The sequence below is a fragment of the Paenibacillus lactis genome (assembly GCF_017873605.1).
GTDB lineage: Bacteria > Bacillota > Bacilli > Paenibacillales > Paenibacillaceae > Paenibacillus_AQ > Paenibacillus_AQ lactis.
The window spans coordinates 47,963-70,784 of record NZ_JAGGKI010000004.1 but is presented as its reverse complement, the minus strand read 5'-3'; the positions used below and the strand labels follow the sequence as shown (position 1 = coordinate 70,784).

At 52.7% G+C, this 22,822-nt stretch carries 18 protein-coding genes; 15 read left to right on the top strand and 3 right to left on the bottom strand.

Features of this window, described 5'->3' with window-relative positions:
- Window positions 1-73: 73 nt before the first annotated feature.
- From J2Z18_RS08900 to J2Z18_RS08870, 7 genes are all read left to right on the top strand, one after another.
- Window positions 74-1,051 carry an alpha-ketoacid dehydrogenase subunit beta gene (locus tag J2Z18_RS08900; protein WP_007130005.1) on the top strand — a complete coding sequence of 326 codons (978 nt, stop codon included), beginning with the start codon at window positions 74-76 and terminating at the stop codon, window positions 1,049-1,051.
- A gap of 30 nt (window positions 1,052-1,081) precedes the next feature.
- The gene (locus J2Z18_RS08895) at window positions 1,082-2,407 is read left to right on the top strand and encodes a dihydrolipoamide acetyltransferase family protein (protein ID WP_007130006.1); all 1,326 of its coding nucleotides are present in this window, start codon (window positions 1,082-1,084) and stop codon (window positions 2,405-2,407) included.
- A gap of 3 nt (window positions 2,408-2,410) precedes the next feature.
- Window positions 2,411-3,826, top strand: a complete 1,416-nt coding sequence (gene lpdA / locus J2Z18_RS08890; RefSeq protein WP_007130007.1) for a dihydrolipoyl dehydrogenase — start codon at window positions 2,411-2,413, stop codon at window positions 3,824-3,826.
- Between the two features lie 191 nt (window positions 3,827-4,017).
- Window positions 4,018-4,812, top strand: coding sequence for a thymidylate synthase (thyA, locus tag J2Z18_RS08885; protein WP_040738612.1), 795 nt, complete (start codon window positions 4,018-4,020; stop codon window positions 4,810-4,812).
- A gap of 111 nt (window positions 4,813-4,923) precedes the next feature.
- A complete protein-coding gene (locus tag J2Z18_RS08880) occupies window positions 4,924-5,415 on the top strand; it encodes a dihydrofolate reductase (protein ID WP_210094601.1) in 492 nt (163 codons plus the stop codon).
- A gap of 333 nt (window positions 5,416-5,748) precedes the next feature.
- Window positions 5,749-7,236, top strand: coding sequence for a glutamate synthase subunit beta (locus J2Z18_RS08875; RefSeq protein WP_007130010.1), 1,488 nt, complete (start codon window positions 5,749-5,751; stop codon window positions 7,234-7,236).
- Between the two features lie 120 nt (window positions 7,237-7,356).
- A complete protein-coding gene (locus J2Z18_RS08870; RefSeq protein ID WP_028403521.1) occupies window positions 7,357-9,639 on the top strand; it encodes a type IA DNA topoisomerase in 2,283 nt (760 codons plus the stop codon).
- A 108-nt stretch (window positions 9,640-9,747) separates the two neighbouring features.
- Here J2Z18_RS08870 and J2Z18_RS08865 read toward each other — a convergent pair whose 3' ends face one another.
- Both J2Z18_RS08865 and J2Z18_RS08860 read right to left on the bottom strand, forming a co-directional pair.
- Window positions 9,748-10,485, bottom strand: a complete 738-nt coding sequence (locus J2Z18_RS08865) for an HAD family hydrolase (protein WP_028403520.1) — start codon at window positions 10,483-10,485, stop codon at window positions 9,748-9,750.
- 60 nt (window positions 10,486-10,545) lie between these two features.
- On the bottom strand, window positions 10,546-11,463 hold the full coding sequence (locus tag J2Z18_RS08860; RefSeq protein ID WP_028403519.1) for an ArsR/SmtB family transcription factor: 918 nt from the start codon (window positions 11,461-11,463) through the stop codon (window positions 10,546-10,548).
- 129 nt (window positions 11,464-11,592) lie between these two features.
- On the opposite strand from J2Z18_RS08860, the gene J2Z18_RS08855 reads away from it, so the two are divergent.
- The 6 genes from J2Z18_RS08855 to J2Z18_RS08830 all read left to right on the top strand — a co-directional run bounded on the left by J2Z18_RS08855 (window position 11,593) and on the right by J2Z18_RS08830 (window position 17,705).
- Window positions 11,593-12,771: an MFS transporter gene (locus J2Z18_RS08855; protein ID WP_210094600.1), complete on the top strand. Its 1,179-nt coding sequence runs from the start codon at window positions 11,593-11,595 to the stop codon at window positions 12,769-12,771.
- A gap of 87 nt (window positions 12,772-12,858) precedes the next feature.
- Entirely contained in the window at window positions 12,859-13,578 is a 720-nt protein-coding gene (locus tag J2Z18_RS08850) for a phosphonate ABC transporter ATP-binding protein (protein ID WP_007130015.1), read from the top strand.
- 53 nt (window positions 13,579-13,631) lie between these two features.
- Entirely contained in the window at window positions 13,632-14,960 is a 1,329-nt protein-coding gene (locus J2Z18_RS08845; protein ID WP_210094599.1) for a hypothetical protein, read from the top strand.
- A gap of 3 nt (window positions 14,961-14,963) precedes the next feature.
- Entirely contained in the window at window positions 14,964-15,659 is a 696-nt protein-coding gene (locus tag J2Z18_RS08840; protein WP_007130017.1) for a response regulator transcription factor, read from the top strand.
- Window positions 15,659-17,110 (top strand): sensor histidine kinase, encoded by a 1,452-nt coding sequence (locus J2Z18_RS08835; protein ID WP_007130018.1) that lies wholly within the window; start codon window positions 15,659-15,661, stop codon window positions 17,108-17,110. The genes J2Z18_RS08840 and J2Z18_RS08835 overlap by 1 nt, the downstream gene beginning before the upstream one ends.
- Window positions 17,111-17,174: 64 nt before the next feature.
- Window positions 17,175-17,705, top strand: a complete 531-nt coding sequence (locus tag J2Z18_RS08830; protein ID WP_007130019.1) for a GNAT family N-acetyltransferase — start codon at window positions 17,175-17,177, stop codon at window positions 17,703-17,705.
- A gap of 175 nt (window positions 17,706-17,880) precedes the next feature.
- Here the strand turns inward: J2Z18_RS08830 and J2Z18_RS08825 are convergent, their stop codons facing one another.
- The gene (locus J2Z18_RS08825; RefSeq protein WP_028403513.1) at window positions 17,881-19,095 is read right to left on the bottom strand and encodes a glucose-1-phosphate adenylyltransferase; all 1,215 of its coding nucleotides are present in this window, start codon (window positions 19,093-19,095) and stop codon (window positions 17,881-17,883) included.
- Between the two features lie 225 nt (window positions 19,096-19,320).
- Between J2Z18_RS08825 and glgB the strand changes: the two genes are divergently transcribed.
- Both glgB and glgA read left to right on the top strand, forming a co-directional pair.
- Window positions 19,321-21,354 (top strand): 1,4-alpha-glucan branching protein GlgB, encoded by a 2,034-nt coding sequence (gene glgB / locus J2Z18_RS08820; protein ID WP_232239197.1) that lies wholly within the window; start codon window positions 19,321-19,323, stop codon window positions 21,352-21,354.
- Window positions 21,351-22,784 carry a glycogen synthase GlgA gene (gene glgA, locus J2Z18_RS08815; protein ID WP_210094598.1) on the top strand — a complete coding sequence of 478 codons (1,434 nt, stop codon included), beginning with the start codon at window positions 21,351-21,353 and terminating at the stop codon, window positions 22,782-22,784. The genes glgB and glgA overlap by 4 nt, the downstream gene beginning before the upstream one ends.
- The last annotated feature ends 38 nt before the right edge of the window (window positions 22,785-22,822 follow it).

Sequence of the window (22,822 nt, the reverse complement as noted above, 5' to 3'; positions counted from 1 at the left end):
GATTGAATATAGCGTAAACGGCGCCTAAGTCGCTGGAATAGTGAACTGTAACACTTAAGGAGGAAATCAAGCAATGGCACAAATGAACATGAAAGAAGCGATTCGCGACGCCATGCGCGTTGAATTGAGCCGCGATCCGAACGTTGTCATCTTCGGTGAAGACGTGGGTAATGTCGGCGGTGTGTTCCGGGTAACAGAAGGCCTTCAGAAGGAGTTTGGCGAGGAACGCGTATTTGATACGCCGCTTGCCGAATCCGCGATCGGCGGTCTTGCGGTAGGTCTGGGTATTCAAGGCTTCCGTCCGATTGCCGAGATTCAATTCGTCGGTTTTATTTTCGAAGCGCTGGACCAAATCGCCGTACAGGCTGCCCGTATGCGTTACCGTTCCGGCGGACGCTACAATTCTCCAATCGTATTCCGCACACCGTTCGGCGGCGGGGTTAAAGCGGCTGAGCTGCATACCGACGCTTTGGAAGGTTTGCTTGCACAAACACCGGGTATTAAAGTTGTAGTTCCTTCCAATCCTTATGATGCAAAAGGACTTATGATCGCAGCGATCCGCGACAACGATCCTGTATTCTTCATGGAGCACTTGAACCTGTATCATGCGTTCCGCGCTGAAGTTCCGGAAGGCGAGTATACGGTCGAGCTCGGTAAAGCGAATGTGGTTCGCGAAGGCTCCGACGTAACGATTATTGCGTACGGTTTGATGGTTCACACCGCAACGAAGGCGGCTGAAGAGCTCGAGAAGAACGGAATCAAAGCGGAAATCATCGACCTGCGCACCATCGCGCCGATCGACATCGACACGGTGATTGCTTCGGTTAAGAAGACCAACCGCGCGATCGTCGTGCAGGAAGCTCAAAAATCCGCCGGCGTGGCAGCAGAAGTCATTGCACAGATCAATGAAAAGGCAATTTTGCACCTGGAAGCTCCAGTTCTGCGTGTAGCACCTCCGGACACCGTGTATCCGTTCGCTCAGATCGAGGATGCTTGGCTCCCTACCCCTGCGCGGATTGTAGATGCCGTTAATAAAGTCATGAATTTCTAATTGCAGCAAATATTTAGGGAGGTTTTTCAGTTGGCAAAATTTGAATATCGTTTTCCAGAGCTGGGCGAAGGTTTGCATGAAGGTGAAATCATCAAAATGCATATCAAGCCGGGCGACAAAGTAACAGACGACGACATCATCATGGAAGTGCAGAACGACAAAGCGGTCGTAGAAGTTCCTTGTCCCGTGAACGGTACGGTTCAAGAAGTTTTTGCCAAGGACGGCCAGGTTTGCCGCGTCGGTGAAGTGGTTGCGATCATCGATGCCGAAGGCGACATTCCTGAGCAAGCAGGCGGCCATGCGGAAGAGCAGTCCGCTCAAGAAGCTGATGCTGCAAAAGGAAGCGCGGATACCACTTCCTCGCCTGCACAAGACGCTCCGGCTGATGCGAAGCAGGGCGGAAACGGCAGCGCTAGCGCGCCTGCAGCTCCGAACCGCGAAGTGCTTGCAACGCCTAGCGTGCGCAAGTTCGCTCGTGAGCAAGGTGTGGATATTACACAAGTGCAAGGCTCCGGCAACAATGGCAAAGTGACCCGCGAAGATGTGGAAGCCTTCAAGAACGGCGGCGGTCAAGCGGCAGCAGCTCCTGCACAAGAAGCGGCTTCCGAGACGAAAGCAGCTCCTGCAGCAGCATCCGCAGCAGTGGATCCACGTGCCGAAGAAGAGCGCGTACCATTTAAAGGCATCCGCAAAGCGATCTCGAATGCCATGGTTAAATCGGCTTACACTGCTCCGCACGTAACAATCATGGACGAAGTGGACGTAACCGAGCTTGTGGCATTCCGTACCCGCATGAAGCCGATTGCCGAGAAGAAAGGCACGAAAGTTACGTATCTGCCGTTCATCGTGAAGGCTCTTGTTGCGGCTTGCCGCCAGTTCCCTGCCTTGAACGCGATGATCGACGAAGAAGCGAACGAAATTGTGTACAAAAAGTACTACAACATCGGTATTGCAACCGACACCGATAACGGCTTGATCGTACCGGTTATCAAGGATGCCGACCGTAAGAGCATCTGGATGATCGCCGACAGCATCCGTGATCTGGCGGCACGCGGCCGCGAAGGCAAGCTGGCTCCTAACGAAATGAAAGGCAGCACGATTTCCATCACGAACATCGGTTCCGCAGGCGGCATGTTCTTTACGCCGATCATCAACTTCCCAGAAGTTGCGATCCTCGGTACCGGCCGCATCAGCGAAAAAGCGGTCGTGAAGAACGGTGAAATTGTAGCGGCACCTGTCATGGCGCTGTCCCTCAGCTTTGACCACCGCATCATCGACGGCGCTACGGCTCAAAACTTTATGAACTATATTAAACAACTGCTCGCTAACCCTGAGCTGCTTGTTATGGAGGTGTAACTAATGGTAGTTGGAGATGCTTCTTTGGATATTGATACATTAGTCATTGGTGCAGGACCTGGCGGTTACGTGGCGGCGATTCGCGCCGCCCAGCTGGGCCAGAAAGTTCTGATCGTGGATAAGTCCGAGCTCGGCGGCGTCTGCTTGAACCGCGGCTGTATCCCTTCGAAAGCGCTGATCTCTGCTGCTCATCAGTATGAGGCTGCCAAGCATGCCGATGCATTCGGTATTTCCGTGGAGAACGTAAAGGTTGACTTCGCGAAAACCCAAGAGTTCAAAAACGGCGTCGTTAAAAAAATGACCGGCGGCGTTGCCGGCTTGCTGAAAGGCAACAAGGTCGAAGTATTTAACGGCGAGTGCATGTTCATCAACGAGAACGAAGCGCGAGTATTCAACGATCATGAATCTCCGCGTTACCGTTTCAAAAACTGCATCATCGCTACCGGCTCCCGTCCGATCGAGCTGAAGCCATTCCCATTCGGCGGCCGCATCCTGTCGTCCACCGAAGCGCTGAACCTGCAAGAAGTGCCTAAGAGCCTGATCGTTATCGGCGGCGGCTACATCGGCGCAGAGCTTGGCCAAATGTACTCCAAATTCGGTGCGAAGGTAACGATTATCGAAGGTATGGACAGCGTCCTTGCCGGATTCGATAAGGATATGACGAGCCTCGTAACGAAAAACATGAAGAAAACCGGCATTGAGATCATCACCGGTGCAAAAGCTGAAAGTGCGGAGCAAAACGATAAAGAAGTTACCGTTAAATACTCCGTAAACGGCGAAACCAAAGAAGTAACGGCTGAGTACCTGCTCGTAACGGTTGGACGTCGTCCAAACACCGATGGCGAGCTTGGTCTTGACCTCATCGGACTTGAGCTTGACGAGCGCGGCTTCGTGAAAGTTGACCATCAAGGCCGCACCAGCATTCCGCATATCTTCGCAATCGGCGATATTGTTGCCGGACCTGCGCTTGCCCACAAAGCTTCCTATGAAGGCAAAGTGGCTGCCGAAGTTATCTCCGGAATGCCATCGGTTGTCGATTACAAGTGCATCCCTGCCGTTGTATTTACGGATCCTGAGTGCTCCAGCGTAGGTTACACCGAAGCCCAAGCGAAGGAAAAAGGCCACAAAGTGAAGGCCGGTAAATTCCCTTACGCTGGCAACGGACGTTCCGTATCCCTGAACCACCCTGAAGGCTTCGTGAAGATCGTTGCCGAAGAAGGAACAGGACTTGTACTCGGCGCGCAAATCGTAGGTCTGGAAGCTTCCAACCTGATTGCCGAGCTTGGCCTTGCGATCGAGATGGGTGCTACGCTTGAGGATCTGGCATTGACGATCCATGCACACCCAACGCTTGGCGAAATCGTAATGGAAGCTGCGGAAGTTGTTATGGGTCATCCGATCCACATTATCTCCCGCTAATCCGTTCGAATTTTAACGGGTCATCATATATTTGCCAAGGAGGCAGAGAACGCTATAAAGGCGCGATCTGCCTCCTTTTTTAGATAACAGAAAGTATAAACCTCGGAGGAGCGGGAGGAATTTTCGTCTGCCCAACCTGCCATGAACATGATAGACTATGCATATGAGATACCAGAGAGGTGAGTTTGAAGATGAAGCAATATTTGGAGCTGCTGCAGGACATTCTGGAGCATGGAGTAGAAAAGGAAGACCGGACGGGAACAGGGACGTTGTCCGTCTTTGGAAGGCAGCTGAGGTTCGACCTGTCGCAGGGCTTTCCTCTCGTCACAACGAAACGGATCCATCTAAAATCGGTCATTCACGAGCTGCTGTGGTTTTTGAGCGGCGAAACGAATATCCGGTATTTAAAAGAAAACGGCGTGCGGATCTGGGACGAATGGGCGGATGAGAACGGTGATTTGGGTCCGGTATACGGCTCGCAATGGCGTGCGTGGAAAGCGCCGGATGGCCGCCGAATCGATCAGATCGCGAACGTCATCGAATCAATCAAGACGAATCCGGATTCGCGCCGGCATATCGTCAACGCCTGGAATGTGGCGGAAATCGACAACATGAAGCTGCCGCCGTGCCACTTCGTATTTCAATTTTACGTGGCGGGAGGCAAGCTCTCCTGCATGCTGACGATGCGCTCGGTAGACAGCTTCCTCGGCCTGCCGTTCAATATTGCGAGCTATGCGCTGCTCACGCATATGGTAGCCCAGCAGTGTGACTTGGAGCCAGGCGAATTCATCTGGTCCGGCGGGGACGTCCATATTTATTCGAATCATTTGGAGCAGGTTAAAACCCAGCTGCAGCGGGAGCCGTACGATCTTCCGAAGCTGATTATCAAACGCAAACCGGAGAGCATCTTCGACTATACCTTCGATGATTTCGAATTTGAAGGCTACCGGCATCATCCAACGATTAAAGCGACGGTTGCGGTCTAGTGGATTAGCCGGGCATCCAGTTGCCGGAAATGCAGGACAGACCGGAGGAATGGACAGTATTGCATCGGAGGGGGCAAGCATTGGGCCCCCGAAGAAAGGGGGATGGCTGACATGATTTCGATGATATGGGCCATGGGCAAGGATCAGGTGATCGGACGCAATGGAACGATGCCTTGGCATTTACCGAGGGACCTTGCCTTTTTCAAGGAGAAGACGCTTGGCAAGCCGATCGTTATGGGAAGGAAAACATGGGATTCATTCGGAAGCAAGCCGCTTCCGAAACGAACGAATATCGTACTGACCCGGGATGAGAGCTTCGCGCTTCCGCCGGAGCAGGGGATCGTCATTCACGATCTGCAGGACGCGTTGCCCTATGCCCGGGAGCAGGAGCTGATGGTGATAGGGGGCTCCCAGATATACGAGCAGATGCTGCCGCTGGCCGATCGCTTATACTGTACTTTTATCGACGAAGAGTTTGAAGGCGACACCTTTTTCCCGGAAATTGACTGGGAGCAGTGGCAGGTTGTTGAGGAAACGCCGGGAATTACGGATGAGAAGAACCCGTACGCGTACCGATTCGTCATTTATGACCGTAAGCGATAAGCGATAATCGATCATATAGATATCCTATTCTCTCCCATCTATTACCCTTGTTCGATTATGGCAGGATAGTACAAATGATCATGCATATAATCCATTTAATTGGCGAAAAGCGAAATGCTACTATATTTTTAATGTTTGTAGGTACAATTGCTTGAATTGCCTTATACTGCGCGGATTTCGGAACTGATACAAACTTTTATTAAGGATAATAAAAAAGATGAATCAGGAAAAGTGCCGTTTCTAGGCAGATTTGACGCTCGTTAGTATGCGATTATGATATGATATTTTGTGCATGGAAATCAGAATAGATAGAACGGATGGGGGAAAAGCAGGATGTCTACACCAACAGGCTTTATGGAATATCAGCGTCAGCTTCCGGCAGACCGGGACCCGGCAGAACGAGTAAAGGACTGGGAAGAGTTTCATAAACATCTAGAAGAAGAAGAGCTCCAAACCCAAGGAGCGCGCTGTATGGATTGCGGCACGCCATACTGCCATACGGGAATTGACATGATCGGGGGCACCTCGGGCTGTCCGATCCACAATCTGATCCCTGAATGGAACAACCTGGTGTATCGCGGACTGTGGAGAGAGGCCTTGGAACGTCTTCACAAAACGAATAATTTCCCTGAATTTACAGGCCGGGTATGTCCGGCGCCATGCGAAGGCTCTTGTACGGTCGGACTGATCGGCGAGCCGGTTACGATAAAATCGATTGAGCAGGCGATCATCGACAAGGGCTTCGAGGAGGGCTGGGTCGTACCTGAGCCGCCCGAGAAGCGCACAGGGCGACGGGTAGCGGTTGTAGGCTCTGGTCCTGCCGGTCTTGCGGCTGCTGCCCAGCTCAACAAGGCAGGGCATAGCGTAACCGTATACGAGCGTGCAGACCGGATTGGCGGGCTGCTGACGTATGGCATTCCCTCGATGAAGCTCGATAAGGGAGTCGTTCAGCGACGCGTTGACTTGCTGCGGGCCGAGGGGATCGAATTTGTGGTAAACACCGAAATCGGTAAAGACATTCCGGCGCAGAAGCTCACTCAGGACTACGACGCCGTCGTATTATGCGGAGGGGCGACGAAGCCTCGCGAATTCAACATCGAGGGCAGCGATCTGAAGGGCGTCCATTATGCGATGGACTACCTCAACGGAACGATTAAGAGCTATCTTGATTCCGGTCTTGCCGACGGCAACTATATCTCTGCAAAAGACAAGGACGTTATCGTCATTGGCGGAGGCGACACCGGCTCCGACTGCGTGGCCACAGCCCTCCGCCACGGCTGCAGAAGCGTGACCCAATTCGGTACGCATAAGCGGGCGCCGCTTACACGGGATCCGATCGCGAATCCTTGGCCGCAGTTCCCGAATGTGTATACGCTTGACTATGCGCATGAAGAAGCCAAAGCGCTGTTCGGCAGCGATCCGCGTGAATTTTCCATCATGACCACGAAATTTGTCGGTGATGAGGAAGGCAATTTGAAGGAGCTCCATACCGTTCAAATCGAGCGGATTGTCGACGAAACCGGTCGCAAAATCTACCAGCCGATCCCGGGAACCGAGAAGGTGTTTCCTGCCCAAATGGCACTGATTGCCATCGGATTTGACGGACCGGAGCAGACGCTTGTGCAGCAGCTCGGTCTGGAAACGGATCGCCGCTCCAACGTAAAGGCTCCGTATGGCAAATATACGACGAATGTGGATAAGGTCTTTGCAGCCGGCGATATGCGCCGCGGTCAAAGCTTGGTCGTATGGGCCATCAACGAAGGCCGCGAGGTTGCCCGCGAAGTGGATAAATATTTGATGGGTGCAACCGTTCTGGTTTAAAAACATTCTTAAATATGCTATAGTTTGTATTAGAAGAAGGACTTCGCAGCCGCGAAGTCCTTTTTGGAGTTAGCGGCCTATAGCATATTGCTGCGAACTCGGCCGGGAGGAGAATGTCAGATGAAAACACTGGTCATTGCCGAAAAGCCGGATATGGGACGGAATATCGCGGCGGTGATCGAGCCACGGGCGAAGAATCACCGCACCTATCTGGAGGGCGAGCAGTATATTATCACTTGGGCAATCGGACATCTCGTAGGTCTGGCGGAGCCGGATGCCTATGATCCGAAATACAAGCGATGGAATTTAAGAGATTTGCCAATCATACCGGAGCAATTCAAAATCGTTCCGAATCCGAAAACGAAGGATCAGCTGAAGGTCATCGGGGAAGTGGCCAAGCGTTGCAGTCACATCGTCAATGCATGCGATGCGGGGCGCGAAGGACAGTATATCTTTGCTCTGATCCAGCAGCAGCTGAAGTTAAGACAGCCTGTCAAGCGGCTGTGGATATCGGACTTAACGCCGGAAAGCATCGCTAAAGGCTTCGCCGAGCTGAAGGACGGGGCGGAATTCGAGGATTTGACGCAAGCGGCGCGTGCCCGCAGCGAGGCGGATTGGCTGATCGGCATGAACGCATCCCGTGCGTTCACCACACGCCATCAGACCCTATTATCCGTCGGACGGGTGCAGACGCCGGTGCTGGCTTTGATCTATGACCGGCAGAAGGAGATCGAGGCATTCGAGTCCCAGACCTTCTATGAAGTCAAAGCCTTGTTTCGTCAGGAAAAGCTTGAATATACGGGAACATGGCAGGGGGAACGGCTAACCTCGAAGGAGAAGTCGGACGCGATCGCTGCAAAGGTTCAAGGCAAGCAAGGGGCGGTCGCCAAATATGAAGTCAAGGAAACGAAGGAATACCCGTTCAAGCTGTATGATCTGACCTTGCTTCAGCGCGAGGCCAATGCGAAGTATGGCTATTCGGCCAAGAAGACGCTGGACCTCGCACAAGCGCTGTACGAGCGGCATAAGGTGATTTCTTATCCGCGTACCAATTCCAACTATGTGAACGAGCAAAATATCGAAGGCATGCACAAGGCGCTCCATATGCTGAAATCGACCTCCTACGGACAGATGGCGGAAGGAGCGGATCCAAAGCGTGTCCATATCAATAACAAGGCGGTTTGTAATCCGCAGCGGGTAGAGGATCACCATGCAATCCTGCCGACGCTGAAGCGGCCCGGCAATCTGAGCAAGGAAGAAGCGCATATTTACGACCTGATCATCATCCGCTTTCTTTCGCACTTTTATCCGCCTGCATTGTACAAGCAGCATACGGTGTTGACCGAGGTTGAAGGCGAAACGTTCAAGACCGGGATCAAGGAGCTGCTGTCATTAGGCTGGAAGGTGCTTATCGAGAAGGATAAGGAACAGAAGAAGTCGAAGGGATCGTCCCGCAAAGGTAAAGACGAGGAGGAGGACGAAACCCAGGAATGGAACGACCGTTCATTTGATATCGCACCGGACCGTCCGGTGTTTTGCCGGAAATCGGAAGTAAAGGAGAAGGCCACACAGCCGCCGAAGAGCTATACCGAAGGAACCTTGCTTAAAGCGATGGAGAGTGCCGGCAAGTCCATTGAGGACGATGAGCTGAGGGATGCAATGAAGGACAGCGGCCTCGGAACGCCGGCCACCCGAGCGGCAACGATCGAACGGCTGAAGAAGGTCGGTTATATTACGATGCAGGGCAAGAAAATCACGGTTACGCAGAAAGGGAGGACTGCCGTCGAGCTGATCCGCCACGCCGGCGTCGAGCTTCTTGCTTCGCCGGAAATGACCGGGCAGTGGGAGCGGAGGCTTCACCAAATATCCAAGGGAGAGGCGTCTGCAGAAACGTTCATGCAGAATGTCCAGAAGTTTACGGTTTCCATAATCAATAAAGTGTCTTCGCAGCCGCCGGCACCGCCCTCCCTGTTTGGCGGAGATGAGGACAAGCCGAAGGGAAAAGGCAGGGGAAGAAGCAGTAAGGCGGCCGCCGGGAATCCTTCGGCGGCTCGAAAGCGTCCGGAGCGGTCGCCGAATAAGCCGGATACTCCGGTTCCGTCCATTCGCGAGCCTCTTGGCCGTTGTCCAAGGCCTGGCTGCGGCGGTCAAATTATTGAGGGCCGGAAAGGATACGGCTGCGCCAACTTCAAGTCCGGATGCTCATTCGTCATCTGGAAGGAGTTTGCCGGCAAATCGATATCCCAGGCCATGCTGAAATCACTGCTCGAGCAGGGCAGAACGAAGCTGCTGGCATTTAAACGCGAGGACGGAAGCACGTATAAAGCCCGAATGGTGTTGTCATCCGGAGGCGACGGCAAGCTGTCCCTCGAAACCGAGGCGGGGACAGCGGTTCGACAGTAATAATAGCATCGATGTTAGTATAGGGATAGAATCGACTTTTAAAATAATGAAAAAAAAGGGGTACCCTGCTTAAGGTTTGTAACAACCTTCAGGGTACCCCGATTGAATTTACATGAAATGATGATGAATGACATCCGGGACTTCGGTCAGCGCGGACACCGTATACAGAACGTTATGAGGCTCTTGCTTCAGCTCTACGAGATTGTATTCCCATTCCCGCTGCTGCTTGAGATAGATGCTGTTGATGCCGGCGGTAAGTGCAGGCACGACATCGGTGCGAAGGGAATTGCCGATCATCCAGGTATGGGAGCGGTCAAAGCTTCCGGCACTGACTATTTCCTCAAGGGCTTCTATATTTTTATGCCGGCGGATGTAGATCCGGTCTCCGAAATAGTCGGCGAGCTTCATCTGCTCGATTTTACGCTGCTGAATGCGTGCTTCCCCGCCGGTATACAAGTACAGTCGATGCCCGTCGGCTTGAAGCCGCTCCAGCGTTTCCACCATACCGGGATAAGGTTCAACCTCCTGATCATAGACGCTCATGCCGAGAACGAATAGCTGCTCTTCCTCGATAGTCGACAGAGTCCGTCCGTGAGCTTCGCAGTAATGCCGATAAGTGGCGATCAAGGATTGCGGGAAGTTCGTACTGGCGAAGCCGAGCTGTTTCGTTCCGGCAATATCGATTTCGATTTGCTTGCTCCGGACCTCCTCGGTCGTCAAGCCAAAGGGTGAAAACCAATCGGTCATCCATTCGAAAAAATCCCCGAGTATCAAATCGAAGTATTTATTGCAGTGGATCAAGGTATCATCCATATCGAAGATGATATGCTGTGGTGTTATGCTCATGGTTGTCTCCTTCTTGCGGTTATTTCATGTACATCGTCGTCCGCGTCACCTTACGCGGGATCACGTCAAACGGATATAATCCTCCAGGAACATCTGAAGCTCGGAGGCTCCATCCGGACGCAGGCTGAACCGCTCGTTGTTCTCGGATTTCAAGTGGGAGCGCAGCAGCCCCGCCGCCCGAAGAATCATCAGATGATGCATCAGCTCTTCGTAAGGCTGGTTCAGATCAGCAGCCATCTCCGACACGGCCTTCGGCTCATCGGCGATGTAGCGGAGCAGGCGCAGACGCTCCGGATCGGCCAACGCTTCGGTCATGCGCAGCAGGACGACAGGCGGCTCGTCCTCATCCTCTTCCGGAATATCGATCGGATACTGAAGCAGCAGCGTATTTTCATAGAAGCAATATGTATTGATCGGGCGGAAATGGGTGCCGGGGAACAAAACGACGTTCTCTTGTGGCACCTGATCCAGAATAACGCCGCTCGTCGCGTATTCGATCAGATGCTCATCGTCCATCTTTGGAAGCAGCGTTTGTTTCTCTTCGGCATCCTCCTCAAGCAGCTGACGCAGCTCGTTCTCGACGGAGGAGAAGTAATGCGTATGCCAGAGCTTCATTAGCGGTATATAGCTTTCGCGGATTCTTGCGATTTCATCCCGGGACAAGGACGGAAGATGAGGATACAGCAGCTCGCCTAATGCATCGATTGAAGAGTTTTCGATCCAGTCCAGGAAATCGGGGATCTCCTGATGATCACCCCGGAGCATGACCAGCGCATACAGCACGTCGTAATCGGATAAAGGCCACTGCCGGGCCGCGATGAACCGCACCCTTGCATCCTCCGGCATGCGCTCGTCCATTTCGGTGATGAGCCGCTTGCCGATGTCCAGGTTATCGGTCCATTTTCTCGTTGCATATATCATGAAGCTGCCCAGCAGCTCGTATACCATGGATACATCGATACGCACTTTATATTTCATTTACAGATACCCTCCCAATTGATGGCATTGTTATTATTATGGCTTGTATCGATTGGGCTTGTCCACTATAATGTTCATTTGGCTGTTTAAATTCATTGTTTTTTCTACATAGAGGAGGCCTTGTTTTACGTGACAGAAGCTGCACAACCCCGTCAAGGGAGAACTCATTATTTCATATTAATTGCCGTCGTTGTAGCGGCGGGCCTGAGCCAGGGACTGCTGCTGCCCGTGCTGGCGATATTTCTAGAACGAATGGGGATATCATCCTCGATGAACGGCTTGAACGCCGCTGCGCTGTACGTCGGCTCTTTCGCGATGACGCTGGTTGCGGAGAGGTTGCTGGGCTTGATCGGCTTTAAAAAGCTGATCGCGTCCGGACTTGTTTTGGTGATGCTGTCGCTGCTTGCGTTCCCGCTGATCCCAAGCGTTGCGTTTTGGTTTGTGCTTAGATTGCTAGTCGGAATCGGTGACAGCGCTCTGCATTATGCAGCCCAGCTATGGGTGCTGATGATGTCAACGTCTAAGAACCGGGGCAGGAGCATCTCCTTCTACGGCATGTCTTACGGGCTAGGCTTCAGCATCGGCCCGCTTGGGATTCCGCTCCTCAAATACGGAGAGGCCGTTCCATTCGTGGTCCTTGCGGTGCAGTTTCTGTTCATACTGATCATTGTGCTGGTCAAGCTGCCGAACATCAAGCCTGAAAAAGTCGAAGGCGGCGATCAGACGTCATCCGGAAGATATATGAGAAGCTACCGTTTGGCATGGTACGCTTTGCTGCCGGCATTCCTGTACGGGTATATGGAAGCCGGTATGAACAGCAATTTTCCCGTTTACGGGTTAAGAAGCGGGTTTACGCTGGACGAAATATCGATGCTGCTGCCTTTTGTCGGGATCGGAGGGCTGCTGCTCCAGCTCCCGCTCGGCATATGGAGCGATAAGTTCGGCCGCAAGCGCGTACTGGTGATCGCAGGGATCTCCGGCGGACTGTGTTTCGCGCTCATTCCGCTGGCAGGAACGAATTTTTGGGCAACTCTCATATTGTTAACGGCTGCCGGAGGCCTCGTCGGCTCCTTCTTTTCGCTAGGACTTGCTTACGCGGCTGATATATTGCCGAAGCTGCTCCTTCCGGCAGCGAACGTCGTCGCCTCTTTTCACTTTAATGTCGGGAGCATTGCGGGCCCTAATGCGGGCGGAGCATTAATGGAGACCGGGTGGAATGGCGGCATATTTTTCCTGCTCGGAGGACTGTACATTCTATTTGGATGTGCGGGTGCGCTGTTTAAACCTGCTGCCGATTCAAAGCTGTAAATGCGAATGTTTGTTCTCATGGCAATTGCCCTCGCTTTCTTCTAAACTAGAGAGTAGGAATACGCACTTGACGGGAGAGACGATAACATGATTAAAGTGGATCGGCTGAAGAAAACGATAGGTCCTGACCGCACGCCGGTGCTGAAGGATATCACCTTTCAGATGGAGCGCGGGGAAATGATCGGACTCATCGGTGCGAGCGGAAGCGGAAAAAGCTTGATGATGAGCTGCCTGTCCATGCAGGAAAAATGGGACGGCGGCAAATTGACGATTGACGGCGAAGATATGATGAATCCCGCGGGTAAACGTAAAATTCGCCGGGAATGGGCGTATCTCGAGCAAAACCCTTCCTTAAACGTCAATCGCACTGCACTTAAAAACGTGCTGATCGGACAATCGAGCCAGACGCCATGGTGGCGGATGCTTACCGGCATGGTCCGCTCGGATGATTATATGGGAGCCATGGATACGATCGAGCATTTGGGGCTTTTGGACAAGGCCCACCGCAAAGCAGGGGAGCTAAGCGGGGGAGAAAGACAGCGGATCGCAATCGCCCGGGCGCTTGTGCACGGAGCGAAGGTGATTCTTGCGGACGAGCCCGTCACGGGCCTGGATCCGGGATCGGCCGAGCACGTGCTCAAAACGTTAAAGACCCTATGTGATGAAGAAAGGCTTACGGTCGTTACGGTGATCCCGCTGGAGCTGGCGGAAAAATACTGCACCCGCGTGATGGGGCTCGCCGGCGGAGAGCTTGTCGTCGACGTGACGGGACGGCGTTTAACTCATGGCGAGAAGTCAAGACTGTAATTATCTGTAGGTTTTATAAATGAGGCTATGGAATAGAAATGAGATGATCTGGATTGAAATATAGAGTGATACAAGCCTTGCTGTCCGGCTTGCTGCTGTTTCTGCTTAGCGGCTGCACGTTTATTCAGGATCCGGTCTCGCTGATGAAGAAGCCGGAACTGCCTGCGGATAAAGCGACGCTGCACGGCGCGATCCAGACAGCCCTTCAGAAACGGAAGACCGATACCGGGGCAATCATCAGACCAAGGAGCGACGTGGACAGCAGCTCGATCCGCATTCAGGATCTGGACAATGACGGTGTGCTGGAAGCGGTCGTCTTCTATCAGACGCCGGATGAAGAAGTGAAGATCCACGGCATGATCATGCAGCAGCAGGGAGATGCCTGGGTCAAGCTGCTGGATTTTGACGGGGAAGGGACCGTGCTGGAATCGTTTGATTTCGTAGATTTCACGAATGACGGCAAGGTCGATATCGTTGCAGGCTTCTCCCGCGGCGAGGAGAATCTTCAGAACCTGTTGATCGTCTATTCGTTCTCGGGCAACTCGCTCGAGAAGGTAGCTCCGCTGCCTTATACCCACTTTAATATCGGGGATTTGAACGGCGACAAGATCAAGGATATTACCGTCGTTTATCTCCAGCAGAAAGAGCTGTCGTACGTCAGCACGTATCAATATGACAAGTTCGAGGAAGCCTTCGTTGAGCTGGATAAGCTGGATCTCGGACCGAATATTGAAAGTTATTACAATGTTGTCGCAGGGAAAGTGGCTAAAAATAAAGAAGGTATAATTCTCGATGCTTCGGTTATATCCAATTCCTCCTATTCGAAGCTGATCATCATGGAGGATAATAAGTTTGTCGATATCCTGCAGGATGAGCTGCTGACCTTCAAAGAGCTGCCGATCGAGAGCGAAGACGTGAACGATGACGGCACTCTGGAGATTGGATTGCTGGAAAGACCGGCAGGCTGGGAGGACCGGCTCTTCGAGGAAATCCCTTACTTTACCACCTATTATCAGTGGGACGGAGAAATTCGCGAAGTGAATGAAAATGAAGGACTGCAATTCGTGCTTCAAAGATACTATGATATCAATAACCACTTCTATTTGGATTTCCCGGCCGACCTGTACAACCAGATTACGATTACCCCGGAATCCAACAAAGATTCCTATCTGAATTTCGTGATGATCGATTCTGGTGAATCAGTGGCGGAGATTAAATTTTTCACGATGGCCCAGTGGGCGGAGGCTGAGTCCGATTGGGAGATTTTAGTGAAGGAAAAAAGCCGCGTTATCGCGTACCGAAGCCACGGCGATCTAAAGCTTAGCAAAAAAGAGAACAAGCCAAGCAACAATGTGGCTCCTATCGAAAGAAAGGGGAACTAGATCTTGAGTAAAGTACTCATATTGGAAGACGAAGAATCCATTCGCAGTTTTATCGTGATCAATCTTAAACGCAACGGGTTTGAAGTTCTCGAGACCGGAGACGGTAACGAAGCGCTGCGCCTGTTGCAGTCGACGCCAGACATCGATATCGCATTGCTGGACGTCATGGTTCCCGGGATCGACGGGTTCGAGGTGTGCCGGAGAATTCGGGAGACGAATGAGCGAATCGGCATTATCTTTCTGACCGCCAAGGTTCAGGAGCAGGACAAGGTATATGCGCTGTCCGTCGGTGCCGACGACCATGTCAGCAAGCCGTTCAGTCCGACGGAGCTGATTGCAAGGCTTCAGTCCCTGCTGCGCCGGGTCAACGTTCAGCGAGCCGGAGCCGCTAAGGTATCGTTCCAGTCCGGTCCGTTCACGCTTGACCTGATATCCAAGCAATTCAAGAAGAACGGCCAGTCCGTCGAGCTGACACCGACCGAGTTTTCGCTGGTGCAGTTTTTCCTGGAAAAAGAAAATACGCCGCTTAGCCGTGATGTCCTGCTGGACCATGTTTGGGGCAAAGAATATATGGGCGACCCCAAAATCGTGGACGTCAATATTCGGAGACTGCGCCAAAAAATCGAGAGCAATCCTTCCGAGCCGGAATATCTCCAAACGGTATGGGGACACGGCTATAAATGGAAGGGTCAGGGCTAATGATCAAAAAAGGCATTCGGCGGCAAATCGTGCTGCACTACTTCCTGGTAGTGTTCATCGCCTTGCTGCTGGTTGAAGTAATCTTTCTAATCGCAATCCGAACCTATTATTACGATACGGTGTATAACCATGTCAGCAACCATATCCGCCTCTCGAACGAGTTCTATCAGCCGTTCCGGGTCACGTCGTCGGATAATGTGAATCAGCTGAGCGAGATGGTTCGGCATTTTGAGCTCTACAATACCGAGTTGCAAATTTTGAACACGTCCGGGCAGGTGCTGACGACATCGGCCGGCTTCGATCTGGAGCAAACGATCAAGACAAGTGACGTGACGCAGGCGCTCGCGGGCGACACCAGCCGTTGGGTCGGCAAACAGCCCGGTACCGGACAAATCGTAATGGCTGTTTCCCAGTCGATTCAGAACGGCTTCGATCAAACGTATATCCTTCGTTACGTAACGTCGCTGGATCTCATTAACGATCGACTGCTCAAGCTGACGTTATTCGCCGTCAGCATCGGGGCAGCGGTGCTTGCGATCGTGCTGGCGTTCAGCATCGGTCTGGCCAACTCGATCGTGAAGCCGATCAATAATATTACGACGGTATCCACCCAGATGGCCAAGGGCAAATTTAATGTCCGCATCAAGGGGGATTACAAATACGAGCTTGGCGAGCTGTCGTCTACCCTGAACTACATGGCCCAGGAAATCGTGCGGAGCAACCAGGTCAAGGATGATTTTATCTCCTCGATCTCCCATGAGCTCCGGACCCCGCTCACCAGCATCAAGGGCTGGAGCGAAACACTCGACTCGGGCGGCTATGATCCGGAGGAAACAAAGATCGGGATGCAGATTATTGCCAAGGAGACCGACCGCTTGATCGGGCTTGTGGAAGAGCTGCTGGACTTCTCCAAGCTCCAGCAGAATGAAATGAAGCTGGTGAAGGGGATCGTCAATCTGCGGGAGCTGCTGCAGGAGATCATTTTGAATCTGTGGGCGAAGGCCGAGAAGAAGGGCGTCACCATCAAGCTGGAGTCGGAAGAGAAGCCGATCATATACGGCGATGCCAACCGGCTGAAGCAGGTGTTCCTCAATATTGTGGACAATGCGGTGAAATTCTCGCATGAGAACGGCGTCATCAACCTGTACTTTACGATGGAGGAGAAGTTCGTCACGGTGACGGTCAGGGATTATGGGATCGGCATTTCGGAGGAGCATCTGCGCAGGGTGAAGGATCGCTTCTTCCAGGTCAATCCGCTCAACGGCGGCACCGGTCTTGGCCTTGCGATCACACAGCAGCTCGTTGAGCTGCACGGCGGTACGATGGAGATGGAGAGCGAGCTCGGGCACGGAACATCCGTCATTGTCAAACTGCCGCTTCCGGAAGGGAAAATTCCGGTGGCCGGCGGGCTGGAAAACGGGGAGGAAGGCATGCCCGGCCCGACCGTATAAGGCTTTGCCGAAGCGATTCGGCAAAGCCTTTTTTTAGATGACTATGAGAACGGGGGAGAACAGGATGTCGAATAAGGCATTGAGGATTTTTACCACGGCAAAAGGCAGCTTTCAGCTCGGGATGGCTGTGCAGGAGGACGCCGGCGATATGCTGTCCATGCTGCGGGAGACAGCAGAGCTGATGGTGAAGCAGGGGCTTGGGCAATGGACGCCATCCCTGTTCACGATGGAGCTTATGCAGCAGTATTTGAAGGAGCGCGAGGTTTTTCTGCTGCGGCAAGATGGTGAAGCGGCCGGGATGTTCACCCTTCAATACGGTGATCCCTCGTATTGGGGGGAGCGGGATGATCCGTCGTTCGGTTATTTGCATCGATTGACCGTTCGGCCGCAATTCCGGGGATTATCCCTCGGAGCGGGCATGCTGTCGTTCGCGGAGGAGAAGCTGCGCGCAGAGGGCAGGGCAGGCTTTCGCCTGGACTGCGTGTCCCATCTCCCGGGGCTGAACCAGTTCTATGTGGGGCAGGGATTTCAATTTGTGGCCGAGCAGGATATGGGCGGCCGAATCGTGAATTTGTACGAAAAGGTATTTGTCTGATCACGGGCTTCATGCTTAGGTAAAACAGGAAGCGGCATTGAGCTGAGCTGAAAGCACTGGGGCAATTGCGCGAAATCGGCGAAAGTATGTTTAATATCAAAAAAAGCGATCCGGCCGGATCGCTTTTTGATTATTATGGCTGGCTGCATCTATCGTCCATGGGAACGATACGATGTTAGGAAGAAGAGACGTTGGCCCGCAGCCGTCCCTTTTCGTATACATCCTGCAAAAGGCGGCTTGGCTGGGTCCGGATCGTCGGCTTTGGAAGCACGGTTTCGTAAGGGCCGACAACCACGACGTTGCCCGGCGAGCCTTTGACGACGGCGCCATCTCTGATTACGGCTCCTTCGCCAACGATGGCATGCTCAATATGGACGCCCTTTCCCACCCTGGCATTCGGCATAATGACGCTGTCCTTGACGATGGAATATTTGCCGATTTCCGCGCCGCAGAATACGACCGAATTCTTCGCCTTGCCTTCGAACGAGCAGTGCTCGTGTATAAGGCAGTCGGCGTACTCGTGATTACGGGTGCGGGTCGTGGAAGGCTTCGACATCCACGGGCGGGTGTACATTGGCCAATCGGTTCGTTCCAGCACGAGTTCGCTGGCGCGCAGCACATCCATATGGGCTTCCCACAGGCTTTCGACCGTGCCGACATCGCGCCAATAGCCCTGGAAACGGAAGGCCAGCAAGGATTCATGGCCGGACAGCATTTTAGGGATGACGTCTTTCCCGAAGTCATGGCTGGAGTTCGGGTCGGCGGCATCCTCGAGCAGGTGCTGCTTCAGATAGTCCCAACGGAACAAATAAATTCCCATCGAAGCCAGATTGCTTTTCGGCTTTGCCGGCTTCTCCGCAAATTCGATAATATTCAGATTGTCGTCCACACTCATGACGCCGAACCGGCTTGCTTCTTCCCATGGAACCTCCATCACAGAGATCGTTGCAGGCGCTCCCTGCCGCTTATGGGCCTCCAGCATCTCGCGGTAATCCATCTGATAAATGTGGTCCCCGGACAAGATCAGCACATGCTCCGGATCCTGCTCGTCAATGAATGGTATGTTTTTATATATGGCATCTGCAGTCCCTAGATATTCCTGAGTTTCCGTGTTGTGCGAAGGAAGGAGCGCAATGCCATTTGCGTTTGTACGGGCCATGCCCCAAGGCTCGCCTTCTCCGATATGCTCGTGCAGCGATTCTGCCTCGTACTGCGTCAAAACTCCGACAGTGTCAATACCGGAATTGGCGCAATTGCTGAGAGGAAAATCGATTATGCGGTAGCGGCCGCCAAATGGAACAGCGGGTTTTGCCAGCTTCGAAGTCAGAGGAGCCAATCGTTTGCCCTCACCTCCGGCTAAAAGCATAGCAATACAGTCTTTTTTCTTCATCACGTTTCCCTCCCAATGTATTTTCGAGCGTTGTACATACATAAACGTCATTTCCGGGGTTTGAAACGATTATATTGAAATGTGAAATTGAAAATTACAAAATTATTTTTCAAGGACATTTTTTATTTTCAACATGGTTAGAATGGGGTAATAGCATTAATAATCTATGGATTTTTATGACAAAGCAGGTGAAGAGTATTGAGCCAAGCAATTAGGGAAGGAAACATGACTCCGGAACAAGTGTACTTGTTTCATGAAGGAACCTGGTTCCACAGCTACCGATGCATGGGAGCGCACCCCACCCGGGAAGAAGGGGAGGAGGGCGTCCGGTTTACCGTGTGGGCTCCGCACGCTAAGCAAGTCGGGCTTGCCGGTGATTGGAACGGTTGGGACGGCAGCAAAGACACGTTATATAGGATACCCGATTCGGGAATTTGGAGTCGTTTTTTCCCCGGCATGCAAGCTGGAACATTTTACAAATACCAGCTTATGGGCCCTTATGGTGAAACATTCCTGAAGGCCGATCCTTACGCTTTCCAAGCCGAAGTCAGGCCGGCAACGGCTTCGGTGGTCACGGATTTGTCCGGTTACCGATGGAATGATGGGGCGTGGCGCCGCAGGGGCAAGTCCCCGTTTAACAAGCCATTGAACATCTATGAGATGCATATGGGCACATGGCGGCAAAAGGACGACGGCTCTTTTTATACATACCGGGAAATGGCAGAGCTTTTAATCCCTTATTTGCTGGAAATGAGCTACACCCATGTGGAATTCATGCCGCTTGCAGAGCATCCGTATGATCTTTCATGGGGGTACCAAGGCACCGGCTTTTACGCGCTGACCAGCCGGTACGGATCGCCTCACGATTTCATGTATCTGGTCGACAAGCTGCATCAGGCCGGAATCGGCGTGCTGCTGGATTGGGTGCCGGCCCATTTCGCCAAGGATGCTCACGGTCTTCGCCAATTTGACGGGACGCCGCTGTACGAATACGAGGACCCTCAGAAAGCGGAGAAGCCCGGATGGGGAACATTGTCTTTCGATTATGCCAAGCCGGAAGTCATTTCATACTTGATTTCCAATGCATTATTCTGGATGGATATGTATCACATCGACGGGCTGCGCGTGGATGCGGTGACAAGCATGATCCGGCTTGATTTCGAAAAGCCCGCAGGCCAGTACAGCATGAATGCGCAAGGGGGCTTGGAAAATCTGGAGGCGATCTCGTTTTTGCAGCAGCTGAACAAAACGGTGTTTCACTATTACCCGAATGCGCTCATGATGGCGGAGGAATCAAGCGCATGGCCGGGCGTCACCGCCCCCGTACACGAAGGCGGACTAGGCTTCAACTATAAGTGGAACATGGGCTGGATGAACGATACCCTCTCCTACATCGAGCACGATTTTGATCAGCGGCCTTCGAAGCATAACTTGCTGACTTTTCCGATGATGTACACCTACTCCGAAAATTTTACGCTGCCGCTTTCCCACGATGAGGTAGTGCATGGCAAAAGATCGCTGCTGAACAAAATGCCGGGGAGCTACGAGCAAAAATTTGCCGGACTCCGGATCTTGCTCGGATATCTCATGACCCACCCGGGCAAAAAGCTGCTGTTCATGGGCGGCGAGTTCGGCCAGTTCATCGAATGGAAGGATGAGGAGCAGCTGGATTGGCTGCTGCTGGATTATGAAAGCCATCGCAAGCATATGTATTACACAGCAGCTTTAAACCGGTTATACGTTAATGAGAAAGCGCTGTGGGAAATGGATCATGACATTCACGGATTCGAGTGGCTGAGTGCGGACGATGACAGTCAAAGCGTGATTTCCTTTATGCGAAAAGGGAAGAAGCCGGGCGATACCCTGCTCGTTGTCATCAACTTTCAGCCGCGTTCCTATGCAGCCTACCGCATCGGTGCCCCGCGTCCGGGGCAGTACATCGAAATCTTTAACTCGGATCATGCCGATTTCGGAGGAGAGGGTCTGCTGAATGTCGGAGAGATCAAAACGGAGAAGCTGGCGTGGCATCAGCAGGCGCAAAGCCTGGAGATTAAGCTGCCGCCGCTCGGCATGGTGATCTTGAAGAAGAAGCCGCCTAAGACGCGCAGGATGAAGGAGACGAAAGAGGCGAAAGAGACGAAAGCAGTTAAAACAGCTAAAGCAGCCAACACTGCGGTAACCGCAAGGGCGGGAGCTAAGGTAAAGCCGTCCGGACGGCTAATAACAAACAAGAACAGCAAGAGGGGGGAGCAGGCATGAAGCTATTATACGCCGCTTCGGAATGCGGACCATTCATCAAGACCGGAGGCTTGGCGGACGTCATCGCCGCCCTGCCGAAGGCATTGCGCAGCCTCGGCACCGAAATTCGGGTCGTGCTCCCGAAATACAAGGATATCCCCGCAGAATACCGGGAACGCATGACCCATCTCGGGGAGACCCGGGTACAGGTCGGCTGGAGACAGCAATACTGCGGGATCGAGTCTTTGGTGGAGGACGGAGTCACGATTTATTTCATCGACAATGAGTATTATTTCGGACGGGACGGCATTTACGGTTATATGGACGATGGCGAACGGTTTGCGTATTTCAACCGGGCGGTGCTCGATATGCTGCCGGTTATCGACTACCAGCCCGATGTGCTCCACTGTCATGATTGGCACACGGCGATGATCCCGCTCTTACTCGAGGACGTTTACCGCCATGACCCGTTTTACTCGGGCATTAAGACCGTCTTCACGATCCATAATTTGCTGTATCAAGGTGTGTTTCCTTATGAGGTGCTTGTGGATCTGCTGGGCATTCACAGCCGTTATTTCACGGCGGACGGCGTGGAATACTATGGGAACCTGAACTTCATGAAAGCCGGGATCATTTATTCCGATCATGTAACCACGGTGAGCCCGACCTACGCATCCGAGATCCAAACCGGATATTACGGCTACGGGCTTGACGGGCTTCTATCGGCACAAGGTGCCCGGCTCAGCGGCATCGTGAACGGGATCGATACGAAAAGCTACAATCCGGCAAACGATCCCCATCTGGCCGTCAAGTACCGGAGCGATTTGCAGAAGAAAACCCAAAATAAAATCGAGCTCCAGCAGGAGCTCGGCCTGCCGGTGGCTCCGCATGTACCGATGATATCTATGGTGACCCGCCTCGTGGATTCCAAGGGGCTCGATCTGGTGATCCGGATCCTTGATGAGCTTTTATATTACGACGAGGTTCAGTTCATCGTCCTGGGAACCGGCGATCCTTCCTATGAGCATTGGTTCCGGGAGGCGGCGAACCGCTATCCGAACAAAATGTCGGCCCAGATCCGCTTCAACGAGCCGTTATCCCGGCGGTTTTATGCCGGCAGCGATCTGTTTCTTATGCCCTCCAAATTCGAGCCTTGCGGCATCAGCCAGCTGATTGCGATGCGGTACGGCAGCGTGCCGATCGTTAGGGAAACGGGCGGGTTGAACGATACGGTCCAGTCATATAACGAGTTTACGGGAGAAGGCAACGGTTTCTCCTTCAAGAATTATAATGCGCATGATATGATGCATACGATCCGCCGCGCGGTATCCTTGTACCGTCAGCCGGAGCACTGGCGCAAAGTGACGAAGAATGCCTTGAGCGGCGATTACAGCTGGAGCGCTTCGGCCAAGCAGTATATGGATATTTATGAGCGGATCATAACCGGTTAAGTAGGCTGTACGAGCAAATCGAAAGGGACTGAATGAAC